The 18,413-nt window shown below is 61.9% G+C and carries 16 protein-coding genes; 6 read left to right on the top strand and 10 right to left on the bottom strand.

Annotated elements, in window-relative coordinates; genetic code table 11:
- Window positions 1–67: 67 nt before the first annotated feature.
- The 6 genes from BLW08_RS18005 to BLW08_RS17980 form a co-directional block, all read right to left on the bottom strand.
- Window positions 68–1,816: a urocanate hydratase gene (locus BLW08_RS18005; protein WP_091326843.1), complete on the bottom strand. Its 1,749-nt coding sequence runs from the start codon at window positions 1,814–1,816 to the stop codon at window positions 68–70.
- 41 nt (window positions 1,817–1,857) lie between these two features.
- Complete coding sequence (locus tag BLW08_RS18000) at window positions 1,858–2,769, bottom strand: ABC transporter substrate-binding protein (protein ID WP_090824350.1); 912 nt, start codon at window positions 2,767–2,769, stop codon at window positions 1,858–1,860.
- A 77-nt stretch (window positions 2,770–2,846) separates the two neighbouring features.
- A complete protein-coding gene (locus BLW08_RS17995; protein ID WP_254779949.1) occupies window positions 2,847–3,599 on the bottom strand; it encodes an ABC transporter permease in 753 nt (250 codons plus the stop codon).
- Window positions 3,560–4,210, bottom strand: coding sequence for an ABC transporter permease (locus BLW08_RS17990; RefSeq protein ID WP_014923069.1), 651 nt, complete (start codon window positions 4,208–4,210; stop codon window positions 3,560–3,562). Before BLW08_RS17990 ends, BLW08_RS17995 begins: the two co-directional genes overlap by 40 nt.
- The gene (locus tag BLW08_RS17985) at window positions 4,207–5,313 is read right to left on the bottom strand and encodes an ATP-binding cassette domain-containing protein (RefSeq protein WP_090824348.1); all 1,107 of its coding nucleotides are present in this window, start codon (window positions 5,311–5,313) and stop codon (window positions 4,207–4,209) included. Before BLW08_RS17985 ends, BLW08_RS17990 begins: the two co-directional genes overlap by 4 nt.
- Complete coding sequence (locus BLW08_RS17980; protein ID WP_090824346.1) at window positions 5,310–5,993, bottom strand: IclR family transcriptional regulator; 684 nt, start codon at window positions 5,991–5,993, stop codon at window positions 5,310–5,312. Before BLW08_RS17980 ends, BLW08_RS17985 begins: the two co-directional genes overlap by 4 nt.
- Window positions 5,994–6,407: 414 nt before the next feature.
- Here BLW08_RS17980 and BLW08_RS17975 point away from each other — a divergent pair, with 414 nt between their 5' ends.
- The gene (locus BLW08_RS17975; RefSeq protein ID WP_090824344.1) at window positions 6,408–7,877 is read left to right on the top strand and encodes a sugar porter family MFS transporter; all 1,470 of its coding nucleotides are present in this window, start codon (window positions 6,408–6,410) and stop codon (window positions 7,875–7,877) included.
- A 55-nt stretch (window positions 7,878–7,932) separates the two neighbouring features.
- Here the strand turns inward: BLW08_RS17975 and BLW08_RS17970 are convergent, their stop codons facing one another.
- From BLW08_RS17970 to BLW08_RS17960, 3 genes are all read right to left on the bottom strand, one after another.
- Complete coding sequence (locus tag BLW08_RS17970; protein ID WP_091326840.1) at window positions 7,933–9,171, bottom strand: MFS transporter; 1,239 nt, start codon at window positions 9,169–9,171, stop codon at window positions 7,933–7,935.
- A gap of 33 nt (window positions 9,172–9,204) precedes the next feature.
- Entirely contained in the window at window positions 9,205–9,648 is a 444-nt protein-coding gene (locus BLW08_RS17965) for a MarR family winged helix-turn-helix transcriptional regulator (RefSeq protein ID WP_091326838.1), read from the bottom strand.
- A 72-nt stretch (window positions 9,649–9,720) separates the two neighbouring features.
- Entirely contained in the window at window positions 9,721–10,191 is a 471-nt protein-coding gene (locus BLW08_RS17960; RefSeq protein ID WP_091326836.1) for a GNAT family N-acetyltransferase, read from the bottom strand.
- Between the two features lie 139 nt (window positions 10,192–10,330).
- Between BLW08_RS17960 and BLW08_RS17955 the strand changes: the two genes are divergently transcribed.
- From BLW08_RS17955 to cycA, 5 genes are all read left to right on the top strand, one after another.
- A complete protein-coding gene (locus BLW08_RS17955) occupies window positions 10,331–10,660 on the top strand; it encodes a PadR family transcriptional regulator (protein ID WP_090824336.1) in 330 nt (109 codons plus the stop codon).
- Between the two features lies 1 nt (window position 10,661).
- Window positions 10,662–11,027, top strand: coding sequence for a DUF1048 domain-containing protein (locus BLW08_RS17950; protein WP_091326834.1), 366 nt, complete (start codon window positions 10,662–10,664; stop codon window positions 11,025–11,027).
- On the top strand, window positions 11,024–11,803 hold the full coding sequence (locus BLW08_RS17945; RefSeq protein WP_091326831.1) for an ABC transporter ATP-binding protein: 780 nt from the start codon (window positions 11,024–11,026) through the stop codon (window positions 11,801–11,803). Before BLW08_RS17950 ends, BLW08_RS17945 begins: the two co-directional genes overlap by 4 nt.
- On the top strand, window positions 11,800–12,561 hold the full coding sequence (locus BLW08_RS17940) for an ABC transporter permease (RefSeq protein ID WP_091326828.1): 762 nt from the start codon (window positions 11,800–11,802) through the stop codon (window positions 12,559–12,561). The genes BLW08_RS17945 and BLW08_RS17940 overlap by 4 nt, the downstream gene beginning before the upstream one ends.
- Before the next feature lie 164 nt (window positions 12,562–12,725).
- Window positions 12,726–14,186 carry a D-serine/D-alanine/glycine transporter gene (gene cycA / locus BLW08_RS17935; protein ID WP_175538752.1) on the top strand — a complete coding sequence of 487 codons (1,461 nt, stop codon included), beginning with the start codon at window positions 12,726–12,728 and terminating at the stop codon, window positions 14,184–14,186.
- A gap of 183 nt (window positions 14,187–14,369) precedes the next feature.
- Here the strand turns inward: cycA and BLW08_RS17930 are convergent, their stop codons facing one another.
- Window positions 14,370–18,215 (bottom strand): LPXTG cell wall anchor domain-containing protein, encoded by a 3,846-nt coding sequence (locus BLW08_RS17930; protein WP_254779948.1) that lies wholly within the window; start codon window positions 18,213–18,215, stop codon window positions 14,370–14,372.
- Window positions 18,216–18,413: the final 198 nt, after the last annotated feature.

The raw sequence follows: 18,413 nt of genomic DNA, 5'->3' as shown, positions 1-18,413 counted from the left end.
GCAAGCCCTGTCCGTTCAGACTCGGGGTCTCTGGAGATGTGCCAGGGCTGGGGGTTCGTGGACACAGTCACGGAGTTTCCCTCTGCAAACCTGCGGTTTCGTTCATGGGGATGCGGACGCCGCGTTCGTTGGCGACTTCGACGGCGCGGTCGTAGCCGGCGTCGACGTGGCGGATCACGCCCATGCCGGGGTCGTTGGTCAACAGCCGTTCGAGCTTTTCCGCGGCGAGGTCGGTGCCGTCAGCGACGGAGACCTGCCCGGCGTGCAGGGACCGGCCGATACCCACCCCGCCGCCGTGATGGATGGACACCCAGGTAGCACCCGAGGAAGTGTTAATCAGGGCGTTGAGCAACGGCCAGTCAGCAATCGCATCCGAACCATCCGCCATGGCCTCGGTCTCCCGGTACGGGGACGCGACCGAACCCGAATCCAGGTGGTCACGACCGATCACGATCGGGGCCTTGACCTTGCCCTCCTTCACGAGCTGGTTGAACAACAACCCGGCCTTGGCCCGTTCGCCGTACCCGAGCCAGCAAATACGCGCCGGCAAGCCCTCGAACTCCACCCGCTCCGCCGCAGCGTCCAGCCACTTGTGCAGGTGCTTGTTCTCCGGGAACAACTCCTTGATCGCTGCATCGGTCACGGCGATGTCTTCCGGATCCCCGGACAAGGCAACCCAACGGAACGGGCCCAGACCCTCACAGAACAGCGGACGGATGTACGCCGGAACGAAACCGGGGAACTCAAACGCCCGGGTGTACCCGCCCTTACGCGCCTCATCACGGATCGAGTTGCCGTAATCGAACACCTCAGCCCCGGCGTCCTGGAACTCCACCATGGCCTGCACGTGGCGTGCCATCGAGGCCTGGGCCTTCTTGGTGAACCCTTCCGGATCCGCCTCAGCCTCGGTATGCCACTGCGCCACCGTGATGCCCTCCGGCAGGTAAGACAACGGATCATGCGCACTGGTCTGGTCAGTGACCACATCAAAAGTGATCTCCCCAGCCTTATGGCGGGCCAGGAGTTCCGGGAACACTTCGGCGGCGTTGCCCACATACCCCACGGACCAGCCACGACGCTCATCCTTCGCCTTCTGGACCTTCGCGATCGCGGCGTCAAGGTCGGTTTCGACCTCGTCCAGGTACCGCTTCCCGGCCCGGCGGCGCAGACGGGTCTCATCGACGTCCACAATCAAGCACGCACCATCATTCAGGGTCACCGCCAGTGGCTGGGCCCCGCCCATGCCACCACACCCACCCGTCAACGTCAGGGTCCCCGCCAGCGGGCCCTCGGCGGAGCCCTCGGCAGCCGGTGCCGGGTGACGGCCCTCAGCAGCGAGTTTGTTCCCCACCGCGGCGAAGGTCTCGTACGTGCCCTGCAGGATGCCTTGGGTGCCGATGTAGATCCAGGACCCGGCCGTCATCTGCCCATACATCATCAAACCCTCAGCCTCGAGCCGGCGGAACTCAGGCCACGTCGCCCAGTCCCCCACCAGATTCGAGTTGGCCAGCAACACCCGGGGAGCCCACTCATGAGTGCGGAACACACCCACCGGCTTGCCCGACTGAACCAACAGGGTCTCGTCCTTCTCCATGGACTCCAACGTCCGGGTAATCGCATCAAACGCAGCCCAGGAACGCACAGCACGGCCCGTGCCACCATAAACCACCAAATCATCCGGACGCTCAGCGACCTCCGGATCCAGGTTATTCATCAACATGCGCAACGGCGCCTCGGTCTGCCACGACTTGGCAGTAAGCTCAGTACCCCGCGCGGCCTTAACCGGACGGGCACCAGAAGTGAAATCGGCAGTCATTCTTTACTCCTATAAAGCAGGGAATCCGCGGACAAGCGGACTTAGCCCAGGTTCTTGGTCTTGAGCCATTCCTTGGCGATCTGGCCGATGTCCTCAAATTTGGCCACCCGGCCGTTCATCGTGATCAGGTCCTCTGTAGTCAGCGCAGCAGAGACCTTGTCCAGCGTTTCCTTGACGGCGTCAGTGGACTTCTTCTGGTTGATGACGGGGACGATGTTCTCGGACAGGAAGAGGTTCTTGTTGTCTTCGAGCGCTACGAGGTTGTTCTCCGCCAGTGCTGGATCCGTACTGAACAGGTCAGCTACCTGTACCTGGCCCGAAAGGAGGGCGTTCAGCGTGAGCGGCCCACCGGCGTCGAGCGCTGAGAATTCCTTGAACTCAAGGTTGTAGACGGACTTCAGGCCGGCCACGCCATTGAGGCGGGTCTTCCACTCCGGCGGGCCGCCGAGGACAAGATCCTTGGCAACGGGCTGGAGGTCCTCGATGGTTTTCAGGTTGTGCTGATCGGCGATGTCCTTCTTGACGGCCAGGACATCCTTGTCCTCCGCTTCGGACGCCGTGAGGACCGTGAGGCCAGCCGGGATCTTGGTGGCCAGTTCCTTGGCAACGTCCTGAGAGGAAACAGCCTTGGTGGCGGAGTCGAGGTACTGCAGGAGCGCTCCGCCGTACTCAGGCATGAGGTCAATCGATCCGTCCTTGAGCGCCGGGATGGTGACCTCGCGGCTGCCAATGCTCGGCTTCTCGGTGACCTCGACGCCCTTCGCTTTGAGGGCTTCGGCGTAGATCTTGGCGATCAGCTGGCTTTCGGGGAAGTCCGCGGAACCGACGATGATGCTGTCGCCCGAGGCTCCGGCCGCTGTGTTGGAGGAGCTCAGGGGGTCCCCGCCGCCGCAGGCGCTCAGGGTGATGGCGGCAACGGCCGCGAGGGTGAAACCTGTGAGGTACTTCTTCATGTCAACTCTCCTGGAACGGGCGCTGCAGGGCATGCAGCGGCCAGGTGGGGGTGGGTGGAGGTGCAAATGGGTGGTGACTAGACCGTGACGGGGGTCTTCACGGGCTCGGCTGCGGGAGCCGACTTGATGGTGCGCCGTGTCAGTCCGGGTGAGACAACGCGGCGGGTGATGAAGGCAAGGAGCTGGTCGAAGAACAGGGCCAGCAATGCGACGAGGACTGCGCCAGCAACCATTTGGCTGTAGTCATTCTGGGCTTTGCCGTCGATCAGGAGGCGGCCCAAGCCGCCGAGCGAAATGTACGCGGCGATAGTCGCCGTCGAGATGATTTGCAGCAATGCGCTGCGGATACCGGACAAAACCAGCGGAAGGGAGCACGGCAGCTGAACATCGGTGAGGATCTTCATGGTGCGGAAGCCCATGCCTTTGGCGGCGTCGACGGCGGCAGCATCCACTGCGCGTACGCCGGCATAGGTGTTGGTCAGGATGGGCGGCACCGCCAGCAGCACCAGCACGATGAGGCTCGGCAGGATGTACCCCATGCGTGACGGGAACGCCGGCGAGATGAGCAGGACCAACAGGATCAGGAGGCCAACGCTGGGAAGAGCCCGGAGGGCGTTGGCGAGCCCTGCGATCATGAACACGCCTTTGCCTGTCACTCCGATGTAGATACCCAGAGGTACGGCGATGACGGCAGCTACGGCCAAGGCGATGAGCGAGTACAGGAGATGCTCGGCGATCAGTGTTGGGATGCCGTCGGCGCCGCTCCAGTGTGCGGGGTCGAACAAGTAGTTCACGATGCCACCACCTTGGGGGTCCACGGTGTCAGCCACCGGTTGATGAGGATGATCAGCCCGTCCAGGATCATGGCCAGTACTACGCAGAGCACGATGCCCGCGATAATCGGCGTGTAGAAACGGAGCTGGAAGCCCTGCGTGAAGAGCGAGCCAAGCTGCGGAATGCCCAGCAGCGCAGCGACGGAAACGAGACTCACATTGGAGACGGCGGCAACGCGCAAGCCGGCGCAAATCACCGGAACGCCCACGGGCAGTTCAACTTTCAGGAGGCTCTGATAGCCGCGGTACCCCATGGCCTTTGCCGCTTGGACGGTGTCCTCGGGAACGGAGTCCAGCGCATCCGCCACCACACGGACCAGCAGGGCAACGGTGTAGATGGTGAGGGCGGCAACGATGTTGAGCGGGTCCAGGATTTTGGTACCCAGGACCAGCGGCAGCAAAACGAAGAGCGCCAGGGACGGGACTGTGTAGAGCAACCCTGCCACGCCCACCAGAAGCGGGTAGATACGGCGGCTCCGGTGTGCCCACCAGCCCAGGGGCAGTGCGATCAGCAGCCCTAGAATCAGCGGGGTGACGGCCAACAGGACGTGCCAGCCGAGCAGGAAGACAATATTGTCGAATTGGCGGCCGAGCCACTCGAAGTTCATCGTGCCGTCTCCAGGTGAGGTTCGGCTTCGATGGCCTTGACCACGTCCGTGGCAGTCACGGTGCCGATCAGCTCGCCGTGCTCGTTGACCACCACACCGCGGCGGCTGGGCGAGGAAAGCGCGGCATCGAGCAGTTGGCGCATGGTCCCGGATGCAGCTGCCGGGATGCCGCTGAGGTTCAGGTTCCCGCGCTTCACCTCACCGTCCAGAAGATCCGGTTGAGCCCAGCCGAGAGGCTTCCTGCCGCCGTCCACCACCAACACCCAAGCACCCGACGCCTTGGCGCGGGCCTCATCCACCGAGGCACCAAGCTGGACCACAGCCTCTTCGCCGATGGCAACAGTGCCTGCTGTCTTGGTGAAGCCGAGCGAACGGTACCCGCGGTCCCGGCCAACAAAGTCGGCCACAAACTCGTCCGCCGGCGCCGTGAGCAGCTCGGAAGGAGAGGCCATCTGCGCGAGCTTGCCACCGACCCGCATTACGGCCACTTGGTCACCGAGCTTAAGGGCCTCGTCGATGTCGTGGGTGACCATGATGATGGTTTTGCCGATCTCGCGCTGCAAGCGAAGGAATTCCTCCTGGAGCTGCGCCCGGACCACGGGATCCACCGCGCTGAAGGGCTCATCCATCAGCATGAAGGCAGGATCCGAGGCAAGGGCACGGGCCACGCCGACGCGCTGCTGCTGGCCACCGGACAGCTGCCACGGGTATCGCTTGGCGAAGCTCGCCGGGAGGCCCACCCGCTCCATCAGCTCAAGGGCTTTGGTGCGGGCCTTTTGGCGGCTTTCCCCGAGGAGAACAGGCATGGTGGAGACGTTGTCCACGATTGTCTTGTGCGGGAAGAGTCCGGCGTGCTGGATGACGTAGCCGATCCGGCGGCGGAGCAACGCTGCGTCCATGCCGGACGTGGGCTGATCGTCCAGGTAGATAGTGCCGCTGGTGGGCTCGATCAGGCGGTTGATCATCCTCAGGGAGGTGGTCTTACCGCAGCCCGAGGGCCCAACCAGGATGGTCAATTTTCCGGTTGGGGCTTCCAGGTTGAGGCCGTCGACGGCGACAGTACCGTCCGGGTAGGCCTTGGTGACATTTTCAAACTTGATCATTTTGCTTCCATGCTTTCCTGGGGTAGCTCATGGTTGTCGGTAGTCAGGGTGAGGATGTTGTCAGCTTCCTCCACCAGTTGCTGGCCGATCTTGAGGGCCTTCAGCTCATCCACGCGGTAGCTGGGAACCACGACGCTGAGCGAAGCCACCGTCCGTCCTCCCATCACCACGGGTGCAGCAATGGCCGTAACGTCGTCCTCCACACCGCTGCGCACCACGGCAAAGCCACGCTCGGGCTGTTCACCCTTGAGTACTTGGCCGGAAGCTGTGCCTTCGAGCGGGATGCTCCGCCCGACCCAGCTGGAGTGCCTGATCGAATGAGTGCCTTCAACGATCGCGATGTAGATTCCCGTGTCCCCAACCCCGGGAATGCTCAGATAGCAGGATTCGCGCGTTGCTGCGACGAGGCGTTTCATGGCCGGCGTGCACAACGAGACCAGTGACTCCTTGCCGAGCGCGAGTGCACCCAGCTGGATGATGCTGGCCCCCGGGCGGAAATTTCCACCGTCATCCCTTGAGACAAAGCCGCTGCCTTCAAGGGTGCGGAGAAGGCGAAGGGCGGTGCTCGGCGAGAGGTCCGCGACCCTCGCCGCGTCGCTCAGTGCAATGGCTCCTTCAGCGCAAACGGCTCCCAAGAGCGCGAGCGCCCTTTCTACTGTCCGTGTGGAGGAATCAGCCATCACACACCTTCGCTTCCCGTGGTTCAGATCACAACTCTCTTGCCATTCAGTAAAAACCAAGTTTCATTAAATGGCAATGGCCTGGCGTTGTTTTACGTCGAAGGTGACGACGGCGGAACTCGGCCACGGCTCATGGCTCAAGCCGCCGCCGTCGAAGGTTGCGTTCAATTTGTTGCGCCAAATGCCCCGATTTTCGTGGTGCTGCATCTGGCGGAGCGGCCACCCAGCCAGCTCCCAGCCCCCAGACAGGCTTTACTGCGTTAATTACATGAATGCATGTCATGTCGATCACTTGACTGGAACTTGGCGGATATGACGTGCCACACTGTGTAGCGCGAGTGCACCGGCGTCCCGTCGGAACAGCCGACGACGTCCCGCACCGCGATCCCACACAACCATCCCCCAGGGAGTCCCATGTCCAGTTCCAGCACCGAAGGCGCACCCCAAGTCTCCCGGAAGGTGATCGGCCTGGCCGTTGCCGGGGCAGTGGGTGGCTTCCTCTTCGGTTTCGATTCGTCTGTGGTCAACGGAGCCGTGGACGCAATGGCGGACGAATTCGTCATGAGCGAGGCCCTCACCGGGTTCGCCGTCGCGGTCGCCTTGCTGGGTTGCGCCGCAGGCGCCTACCTGGCGGGCAAGGTGGCCGACCGCTACGGGCGCATCCCCGCCATGAAGATCGGTGCGCTGCTCTTCCTGGTGAGTGCCATTGGAACGGGCCTTGCGTTCAGCGTTTGGGACCTCATCTTCTGGCGCCTGGTGGGCGGCCTGGGCATCGGGCTGGCATCCGTCATTGCCCCCGCCTACATTTCCGAGATCTCCCCCAGGCACGTGCGTGGCCGCTTGGCATCCCTCCAGCAACTCGCCATCACCACCGGTATCTTTGCAGCGCTGCTCTCCGATGCGGTGCTGGCTAATTCAGCCGGCGGCGCCGATGGCACGTTGTGGCTGGGCATCGAAGCCTGGCGTTGGATGTTCATCGCCTGCGCCGTACCCGCTGCCGTCTACGGCTGGATCGCCTTCCGCCTGCCCGAGTCCCCGCACTTCCTGGTACTCAACGGCAAAGAGGACCAGGCACGCACCATCTTCAACAAGCTCATCCCCGGCGACGACATCGAACGGCATATCCGCGAGATCCGCGAATCCATCCAGCAGGAAAAACTCTCCACCAAGAAGGGCTCTTTGCGCGGTAACCGCTTCGGCCTGCTGCCCGTGGTGTGGATCGGCATCATCCTGTCCGTGCTGCAGCAGTTCGTCGGCATCAACGTGATCTTCTACTACTCCACCACATTGTGGAAGGCGGTCGGCTTCCAGGAAAAAGACTCCCTGACGATCTCCGTAGCCACCTCCGTCACCAACATCCTGGTCACGCTTGTGGCCATCGCCCTGGTGGATCGCATTGGCCGCCGCCCCATCCTGCTGACCGGCTCCATTGGCATGGCAGTTTCCCTGGGCGCCATGGCACTGGCCTTCTCCTCGGCCACAGGAACGGGTTCGGACATCACACTGCCCGGCGCATGGGGTCCGGTGGCCCTGGTTGCAGCAAACGTGTTTGTCATCAGCTTCGGCGCCTCCTGGGGCCCGCTGGTATGGGTTCTGCTGGGCGAGATCTTCCCGTCCCGCATTCGCGCCCGCGCGCTCGGCCTGGCGGCTGCTGCGCAGTGGATCGCCAACTTTGCCATCACGCTCAGCTTCCCCATCATGGCGGCTGGTTCGCTGCCGTTGACGTACGCCATGTACGCAGCGTTCGCTGCGGCGTCGTTCTTCTTTGTGATGTTCAAGGTTCCGGAGACCAACGGCATGTCCCTGGAGCAGGCGGAAACCCTGTTCGTCCCCAAGGGAGCACCGGTGGCTCCGCTGCCTGTCACCTCCGACGAACCCAAGTAACGCCAACGAGCCCCGCGGATCACCGCGGGGCTCGTTTGTTCTCTGGGCTATTGCTTTAGACCAGGTGGGGCTCGTGCGAAGCAAGGTAGCTGCGGCCACCGAAGGCTACGAGGATGGCGATCACCATGGCCACTGCACCGGCGAAGAACGGCACCTGCGGGCCGAAGTGCTCGCCGAGCTGTGCTGCCGCGAAGGGAGCCAGCGCACCACCCATCCACCGGACGAAGTTGTAACCGGCGGAAGCAACCGGGCGCGGCGAATCAGAGACGCCCATGGCCAGTTCGGTGTACACCGTGTTGTTGATGCCCAGCAGGGCGCCCGCCACGATGACAAGCACGACGACGGCCGTCACAGAATGCCCCGCGGCCAGTCCCAGCCCTACCAAGTCCAGCATGAGGACGGCGAGCGTGCCTGTCAGAACCTTCACCGCGCCAAAACGCTTCTGCAGCACGGGGGCCACGAATACCGAGAACACAGCCACGGCGACACCCCAGCCGAAGAACACTCCCCCGATTCCGTAGGCATCCATGCCGAGGATGAACGGGGTGAAGGCGAGGATGGTGAAGAAGCCGTAGTTATAGAAGAGTGCGCTGGCTGCGGTGGTACGGAGCCCCTTGTGCCCGAGGGCAAGGAGGGGATCCCTGAGCCGGGACTTTTTGGCCGGGGCTGGTGTCTTGGGAAGCAGTGCCAACAGCGCGATGAACGCGGCGGCCATGAGGACTGCGGTTCCGAAGAACGGCGCACGCCACTGCCAGCCACCCAACAGGGCGCCGAGCAGCGGGCCCAGAGAGATGCCCAGGCCGAGGGCTGCTTCGTAGAGAATGATGGCCGTACCGGTTCCACCGCTGGCCACACCCACAATCACGGCCAACGCGGTGGCGACGAACAGCGCGTTGCCAAGCCCCCACCCTGCACGGAAGCCCACCAATTGCTCAACACTGCCGGAGAGACCGGACAACGAGGCGAACACCACGATGATCGCCAAGCCGATCAGCAGCGTCTTTTTGCCGCCAATCCTTGAGGACACGAAACCGCTGATCAACATCGCCACAGCGGTCACCAGGAAGTAGCTGGTGAACAGCAGCGACACTTCACTGGTGGACGCCTCCAGGTTCTTGGCGATGGCCGGAAGGATCGGATCCACCAGACCGATGCCCATGAAGGCGAAAACGGCTGCGAGAGCCGTGGCCCACACTGCTTTGGGTTGTTTGAGCAGCGAAGCTTTCTCCGCTTCAAGGGTGGTTTCGATGGTTGTTTCGGCGCTTGCTGAAGCGTCAGCCAGCTGGCGTGACATTCAATGGCTCCTTGTCGGTGCGTTGATTCTTGGTTAGTTCTGGAATGAGCTGTTGAGCTTGGCGATCACGGGGAGCGCCGCGGCGAGGTGTTCGATCTCCTGGTTGCTGAGGCCCTGAAGCAGTTCGGCCACCATGGCGTTTCGTCGCTGATTGGCGGACTCGACAGCGCCGGCCCCGGCTTGGGTGATGGCTACTTGGACTGCGCGGGAATCGTCGGGATCAGCCTGGCGCGTCACAAGGCCAGCGCGCTCGAGTTTGATGATCTGCTCGGTGGCGCTGGGGACCTTGATTCCCAGGTTTTTGGCGATGTCCCCCACGCGCAGGCCACCGCCGGACACCATGGAGAGCAGGCTCAGTTGCGCAGCCGTCAGGTCACCCTCCGGGTCCAGGCGACGAAACATGTAGACACCCAAACGCAATGCCTCACGAAATTCCTGCGCAAGCCCGGTGAGGCGGGGATCGAAAGTATCGTTCATATTTAGGTAGCCTAATAGTTAGGCACCCTAATAGTCAAGGTGCGCTGGAGCAGATGCCCAGCGGAAAGCCCGCTATAACACGAGCTTCATACCCTCGTGACTCGCGACGAACCCCAGCCGCTCATAAAAGCGGTGCGCAGAAGTCCGCGACTTATCCGTGGTCAGCTGCACCAGCGAGCAACCGCGATCCCGCGCCTGCCCAATGGCCCACTCGATCATCAGCGCACCGACGCCCTGCCCGCGCAGCACCCTCGAAACCCGCACGGCCTCGATCTGCATGCGCCATGACCCCTTGCGCGACAAGCCTGGAATGTAGCTGAGCTGAAAGGTCGCCACAACGTTGCCGTCGAGTTCACCCACCACCAGAAGGTGCGCCGGGTCGCCGTCGATCGCGTCAAAAGCCCGCTCGTACGGCGCCAGATCGTCAGCGTTTTCGCGGGCGGCGCCCAACTGGTCGTCCGCGAGCAACGCGAGGATCCGCGGCAGGTCACCCTTGCGGGCGCGCCGAAGGCTGAAGGTGCCAGGCTCGACGGCGGCAGTCATCAACGCGGGTGCGGCACCAGATTCCGTAGTCACCAACCCAGCATGCCATTTTGTTTGGAACCTAGTGTTGCTAAGTACCGGTACTTAGTTCTACTATGTAGTGGTAGCTAGTAATACCGAGTAGTGAAGGAGGTGTCCGATGGGCAAGCAAATGACGGAGATGCTCAAAGGCACATTGGAGGGCATCGTTCTGGCCCTCCTGACCGGAAAAGCGGCGTACGGATACGAGATCACAACGCTGCTCCGCGCACAGGGATTTACCGAGATCGCTGAAGGCACCGTGTACGCGCTGCTGGTCAGGATCGAACAAAAGGGGTTGGTGGACGTGGAGAAGCGGCCGTCCGAAAAGGGCCCGCCCCGCAAGGTGTACACGCTCAACGCTCAGGGCAAAACAGAACTGGACGAATTTTGGACCACTTGGAGCTTCTTGGCCGAACGGCTCGAACAGCTCCGCACGGAAGGAAAATAACATGGCAGCAAAATGGATCGAGCTGGTCACCGGATCGCTCGAACAGAAGAAGCAGTACAAGCAGGCCAAGGCACGGCTGGACGCACTGCCCGAGCCTTACCTCAGCGTGGCAACCGCCTTCAACAGGTACCTGATGTACTACGGCGGCGTCACCGAGGGCGACACCATGGTCCAGATGTTCACGGACTTCGCAGACCTGTGGGAACGCGCCGCCCTGGACGGCACACCCGTCAGCGGGATCGTCGGCGAAGATCCTGTGGAGTTCGCCGAGGCCTTCGCACAGGCCTACGGCGGAAAGCGCTGGATCGACAAGGAACGCGAGCGCCTGGAAAAGGCGGTCAACAAGGCGAAAGAGGCAGAGTCATGACATCAACCGCAATCCGTGTTCAGGGCATCGAGAAGTCCTACAAGGACCTGCATGTGCTCCGCGGGGTGGACTTCGACGTAGCATCGGGCAGCATCTTTGCCCTCCTCGGCTCCAATGGAGCTGGCAAAACCACCATGGTGAAGATCCTCTCCACGCTACTCAAGGCGGACGGCGGTTCGGCCGTCGTCGAGGGTTTTGATGTTGCCAAGGAGTCGCTCCAGGTGCGGCAGTCCATCAGCCTCACCGGACAGTTTGCCGCAGTGGACGAGGTCCTCACCGGCAAGGAGAACCTGATTCTGGTGGCGAAGCTGCGCCACCTCAAGAATCCGGGCCGGATCGCGGATGAGTTGCTGGCACAGTTCAGCCTCACCGATGCCGGCGCCCGAAAAGTGGCCACCTACTCCGGTGGCATGCGACGCCGGCTGGACATTGCCATGAGCCTGATTGGCAATCCGAAGGTGATCTTCCTGGACGAGCCCACCACTGGCCTGGACCCCGAAGCCCGCCTGGAAGTGTGGCACATCGTCAAGAAGCTCGCCACAGAAGGGACCACGGTTCTCCTCACCACGCAGTACCTCGACGAAGCCGAGCAACTCGCGGACCGCATCGCCATTCTTCATGAGGGCCGCATCATCGCCAATGGCACTCTTGCAGAGCTCAAGCAACTGCTGCCGCCAGCCAAGATCGAATACGTCGAGAAACAACCGAGCCTGGAGGACATCTTCCTGGCCATGGTTGGCACAGGTAACAACGAGTCAGTAAAGGACAGGTCATGAGCACGCATTTCTTCGCAGACACCTCTGTTCTGCTGGGGCGGTCCATGCGGCACATATTCCGCAGCGTGGACACCATCATCACCACAGCGATCACCCCGATCGCCCTGATGCTGCTGTTCGTCTACGTGTTCGGCGGCGCCATCAGGACCGATACCGATAACTACGTCAACTATCTGCTCCCAGGCATCATGCTGATCGCCATCGCTTCCGGCATCGCGTATACGGCTGTCCGGTTGTTCACGGACATGCAGAGCGGCATCTTCGAGCGGTTCCAGTCCATGCCCATCGCACGATCATCGGTGTTGTGGGCACACGTCCTGACGTCCCTGGTGGCCAATGGGCTTTCCTTGGTGATCATCGTCCTGGTGGCACTCCTGATGGGATTCCGCACCTCCGCGAGCGTGCTGGACTGGCTCGCCGTTGCGGGAATCCTGGCCCTGTTCACCCTGGCGCTCACTTGGATCGCCATCATCGCCGGCCTCTCCGCAAAATCCGTGGACGGCGCAGGCGGGTTCTCCTACCCGCTGATCTTCCTGCCGTTCATCAGCTCGGCCTTCGTCCCTACGGAGACCATGCCGGGCCCGGTTCGCTGGTTTGCTGAAAATCAGCCGGTCACGTCCATCGTCAATACCGTCCAGGACCTGTTCGCTCAACGTCCGGTGGGCAGCGACATCTGGGTGGCCCTGGCCTGGTGCCTGGGGATCCTCGTTGTCTCCTACGCCTTCGCCACTGCCGCCTACAAGCGCCAGATTGCCTAGCGTCAATCAGCCAAGGACACAGGCCTAAGCTCCCCTTTATCCACGGGGGAGCTTTCGCCATGCAGACCGATTCGCCATTGGTCAGACAATAGCTATAGCTTTATCGGACAGATTTGTAACGGCCGTCACTATTGTGTCGGTTCTTCCGAAGGGTTCTTGAACTAATGTCCGATCAGACAACACAGGGGCAGCTCCGCGCCTCCAGCAGGGACAGCGAGCCCCACCTGTCACGCTCGCTCAGCAACCGCCACATCCAACTCCTGGCCATCGGCGGCGCCATCGGAACGGGCCTCTTCATGGGCTCCGGCAAGACCATCTCGGTTGCCGGCCCCTCCGTCATCTTCGTGTACATGATCATCGGTTTCATGCTCTTCTTCGTCATGAGGGCCATGGGGCAGCTCCTGCTGTCCAACCTGAACTACAAGTCCTTCAGCGATTTCGCGGGCGACCTTCTGGGCCCGTGGGCTGGCTTCTTCACCGGCTGGACCTACTGGTTCTGCTGGGTAGTCACCGGCGTTGCGGACGTCATCGCGATCGCCGGCTACGCCAATGAGCTGTGGCCGGGTATCCAGCTCTGGATCCCGGGCCTGGCCACCATCATCATCCTTCTGCTCTTGAACCTCCCCACGGTCAAGGCCTTCGGCGAAACCGAGTTCTGGTTCGCCCTCATCAAGATCATCGCCATCGTGGCGCTGATCGTTGTGGGCCTGGTGATGATCTTCACCGGTTTCCAGTCCAACGCAGGCACCGCGAGCTTCACCAACCTGTGGAGCCACGGCGGCTTCTTCCCCAAGGAATTCATGGGCTTCGTAGCCGGCTTCCAGATTGCCGTGTTCGCGTTCGTGGGCATCGAACTGGTGGGTACCGCCGCCGCAGAAACCAAGAATCCGGAGCACAACCTGCCCCGCGCCATCAATGCCATTCCCCTGCGCGTGATGCTCTTCTACGTAGGCGCTTTGATCATCCTCATGTCGGTCACCCCGTGGACTGAATTCAAGGCCGGGCAAAGCCCGTTCATTGCCATGTTCTCCTTGGCGGGCCTCGGCATGGCAGCAACCGTAGTGAACCTGGTAGTGCTCACCTCGGCCATGTCCTCGGCCAACTCAGGCATCTACTCGACGTCACGCATGGTCTACGGCCTGGCCAACGACGGCGATGCACCCAAACTTTTCGGCAGGCTCTCCAGCCGCAAAGTACCCCAGAACGCGCTGTTCCTCTCATGCGTTCTCTTGCTGGCCGGCGTCGCCCTTCTCTACGCGGGCAAAGACGTTGGGGTGGCGTTCGACATGGTCACCACAGTGTCCGCTGTCTGCTTCATGTTCGTCTGGTCCATCATCCTGGCCAGCTATCTGGTGTACCGGAAGCGCCGGCCCGAGCAGCACGCAGCCTCACCGTTCAAGATGCCCGGTGGTATTCCGATGGTGTGGGTGGTGTTCGCATTCTTCGCGTTCCTCGTCTGGGCTCTCACCACCCAGCCTGATACGCTCACGGCCCTGTTGGTCACACCCATCTGGTTCGCGATCCTCGCAATTGCCTACGCAGTTGTCCGCAAGTCGCCCCTGCACCAGGCCCGCGTGGCCGAATGGAAGGCGATGTCGGAAGCGGAAACCGCGGCAGCGCGCTGACTCTTCAAGCAAGTAAGGCCCGACGCCGGCACTCACTTTGGGTGCCGGCGTCGGGCCCTGCTTTTGGAACGTCACGCTCTCTGCTGGTGGCGCGACAAAGGCCTGGCCTGCACTTAGCTGGTGCAGACCAGGCCTTCGTCATTACTCAGAAACTGTCAGCGGCGATGCCTGACATGGTCTTTGTCAGGCCGCCTTGCGCCGTCGGCCAGCTACCAGTGCCAACCCTCCGGCGGTCATAAGCAGCAACGCAACGACCACTGAGACGATCAGCCCGGTGGCCCCTGTTTCCGGTAAGTCTTCGCTCGCGGCCGGAGGTGTGCTCGGGACGGGAGGTGCGCTTGGGGCCGGAGGTGCGCTCGCAGCGGGAGGTGAAACCGCCACAGCTTTGACTATGACCTCGCTCGAATCGCTTCTGGAAGGAGCTTTCCCGCCTGGACCCATAGCGGTGACAGCCACTACGTTGACGTAGGACTCAGTGACCTCGGCCTGCTCGATGACGCGGCTTGCTGTCTCGCCCGGGGCGAGAGTGGCAACCGGCTCTATGGCCCCAACGGCGGGGTCATCGAAGCGAACGTCCGTCAGCACCGTGTTACCGGTGTTGGTCACGCTGATTTTCCAGAAAACGGATTCACCGGAACCGATGGTGACATTCTCACTCCACGGCCCGTCTCCTGTAGTGGAGATGAGCTTGGCCACCGTCAATCCCGGAACGGCACCGAAGTAGAAGGAATCATCAGACGCCTTCAGATCGGACCCGCCGTTGGGATCCGCTGCCGAGGCCGTCACAGTGTTCTTGTACTGGCCCTCCACGGCCTTCCCCTGAGCCGACAACTCAACAGAGGCACCCGGAGCCAAGGAGAGAATCGAATCGGAGAACACGGTATTGCCGGCACTGTCCTTATCCACAACCAGAACATCCTTCAACGCAAGGTTGCCGGTGTTGGTCACCTTGTACGCCCACTTCACGTCACTGCCGGGAACCAACTGCGGGCCCGGAGCAGACCCAACATCCTCACCATTGGTCGTCTTTACAACAGACAACCCAGCTTGGCCGGTGAGGTACCAGGACTCGGCTGAGACTGGTGCGGGCTGTTGGGCCAACGGGGTGCCTTCGGCGTCAATTGCCGTAGCCGTTGCCGTAGCCGTGTTGTGATATTGACCTTCAACAGCAGAGCCAGCAGCTGTGAAGATACGGGTATCTCCGGGGGCCAGCGATCCTGTATCACCCGAGGTGGGTGACAAGATGCCCTTGCTTCCATCCCCTGCCGTGAACGCATCGGAGACGGCCACATTGGCGAGCGCAATGTCGCCGGTATTGGTCACTTCGTAGGTCCATGCAACATCAGAACCCTTGGTGACGATGGCACCTGGAGCCGATGTGTAGGCAGTTCCATTGGTCTTCTTCACGATTCCCAACGAGGGGGAACCAGCAACATTCACAGCGGCCTGGTTGGTGGCGAACTGTACTGCTTGCCCGTTGTACGTTCCCGCCGCCGTGAGGACGTTGGTTGCCGTCTCGCCGAAGCGCGGATCGCCCACCACACGGGTGGGAATCATCAGGGTGAAGTCAGCCCCTGAGGCCAAGGTGTCCACAACAACACGGAAAGCGGTGGCGTTGGCCGGGTCCGTGGACCAGGTACCGGACGTGGCGTCTGTGGCATCGATCGAGTATTCCAGGGTTGTACCAGCCGGTGCGCCGGTTACGGCACCAGACAGGACGACGTCAAAATCGTCACCGGTTGCCACCGACGGCAAACGATCGAAGAAGGTGGTCCTGGTCACGGCGTTGGGCAGGACATTGCTGACGTACACCTGCCAGAAAGCAGCATCGTCCACGGTGGTATCCAGGGACCAAGGGCCCTCTGCCGAGGAGCTGGACAGCTTGTCCAGCAGCAAACCGCCGGCGACATTAATCGATACGCGGCCCGTAGCTTTGGCAACAGCTTCCCGGGCAGCATCGAAGTTGTAGATGTCTTCGCCGAAGAAGGCGTAGTAGCCCGTCATCGCCACTGTCTGCTCGGCAGTGCCCCCGTCAGCAACGCCGACGAATCGTTCGTCCCCCGCGTAGGCATAGGATTCGACCTGAATTGCAGAGTCGGCAGGGTGGTAGGCCTTGGCAAGGACTGTGACCGGAATGTCGTACTGCCATCCACTGTTTTCAACCCGTCGGTCAGAAGCTTCCAGGGAGTCCCGCATTGGACTGATCTGATCGAAAGCGAAGGTGATGACCTGCAGTTCACAACCGCTGGCATCAGTGACCCGCTGGGTGGAGTCCACCTTCACTCCGTTGCCTATGGTTGGGATGGGCTCCACTCCAACAGCAAGGTCCGTGATCGGCGTGATGGTCTTCGCCGGGTCATACTGGACGCCGCAGGGAAGCACCACAGACATCGTGGCGTCCTTGTAGGTTTCCGATGGGTTTTGGTTCACTATGCCGGCCCTGATGGTGCCGGAATCACCCACGCTCAGTACCGACGGAGCGGAGACATTGGTGGTCAGGTATACGGAATCCAGCGGGGTAAAGACATCAGATGCCTCGCCCGTCAGGTCACCTGCCTTGAGTGTGGCCGTGTTATTAACGGGTCCCGGTGCAACACCTGCAGGGCTGTTCGTTGCCAGCACACCTTCGGTGATGTCGCGGAAGACCGGCACGCTTCCCACAGTGACACGCACTTCCGAGCTGACGGGCACTGATTCATTGCCGGGTGCAACGGAGATGCGCCACCCGGTCAGAACGGAGCCTGGCGGCAGGTTGAGCGTATTGTTCCCGTTGAACGTCTCCCAGCCACTTGAACCCGTGTTCTGGACGGTCAACGCCAAATTGATACCGGTGGAGGACCCTGCGCCTGTGAAGGTCTGCCACGCATCGGAATGATCAGTCTGGTACTCGATGGTGTATGGCAGATCTTCCGTAGCCAACACCGGGCTAAAGGCCACGTTGATTGCGGTGACATCGTTGTGGTGAAACCACTGCTCCGACAGGCCACCGGCTGCACCGCTGTCGGTGACAACGAGGTCGTCGGCCCTGGGGCTGTTCCGGGGCCCGAGGTAAGAGGCATTCACGTAGGTGCTTCTGGCGATCATGCCGGCGGAGGTCTGGCCGCCTGAAGATTTCTCAATGGCCATTGTCACGCCACCGGCATCAGTGAAGGCAGGGCCCTGTGCAGCTGCGGGTGTACCTGCCCTCACTACACCGTGGGCGTCCGTGGTCTCCAGCGTCACAGTGTTGGCCGGTGGCCGCTGGCCGTCTTCCCAGCCGACAACTGCCTCCGGGTACCGGACGGTCAGCCAAATGCCGGTGTTGGTACGGTCCAGGCAATATCCCGTGTGGTCGTATCGTTCGTCATTGGTCCAGGTGGCTTGGGGCCAGGCGCTCGTGTCCCAGGTGCCCAGGCCCGTTGAGGCCGACGCGAACTCGGCGCCGGCGGGGAAGACGTCCGAAAGTTTCTGGGCATAGGCGGAGAAACTCAGGTAGCTTTCCTCCGAGCACACGTTGAAGCGGTACGTCACCTCGCGGTGGGTGGATCCCGTGATCGTGGTGGCCGTCTTCTGCGCCCGGTAATCATGAGGACCGGTGATTGTTGAGGTGACCGGCGCGGATGTCACTTGGCCGGCAGGTCCGCCGGTACCAGTCATCACCGTGCGAAGCGGATAGCCCTCATATTTAAGCTCGTTATCCACCTGGGACACCGTGTACACGACGCTGACAAGGTCCTTTGTAGTGTCCTTGAGAGTCATGGTGAGCGCCCGCGTACTGGGCTCGTAGTTGTGGCTGAGCACCGGCGAGGAGTCACCTGTGGGGAGTCCGGCGAAGGTGGTGCCTTCAGGAAGCGTCGTGGTCATTGCCACGCCAGTTGCGGGATGCGACGAATCAACGCCGTCAAAATCAATGGTGGCAGTGTAATTGTAGTTTTGGCTCAGCGGGACCGTTTGAGGGGCAGAGAGCGAAATCGTGAAATCCCCGGAGGACGCCATGGCCGGGGAGACGCCCAGCATGAGTGTTCCTGCTGCGACCACCGTGGCAAGCATTGCTGACGGCAACCGCAATCGGGTTCTGCGGCCCCCGTATGGAGAGTCCCTTCGTGAATTGGGGCTCCTTTCCCCGGGGCCGGAAAGGCCCCATGACTGTAAAGCAAACATGTGAAGCTCCTAGGATCAGTCCCGGGTCGCTGCGTCCGACATTCTCAAAGACGAGGCGATTCAGGGGTTTTGAGGCAGAGCCCTTTC

Origin of the sequence: Arthrobacter sp. cf158 (genome assembly GCF_900106835.1) — a bacterium.
GTDB lineage: Bacteria > Actinomycetota > Actinomycetes > Actinomycetales > Micrococcaceae > Arthrobacter.
This window is presented reverse-complemented; position numbering and strand designations above follow the sequence as displayed.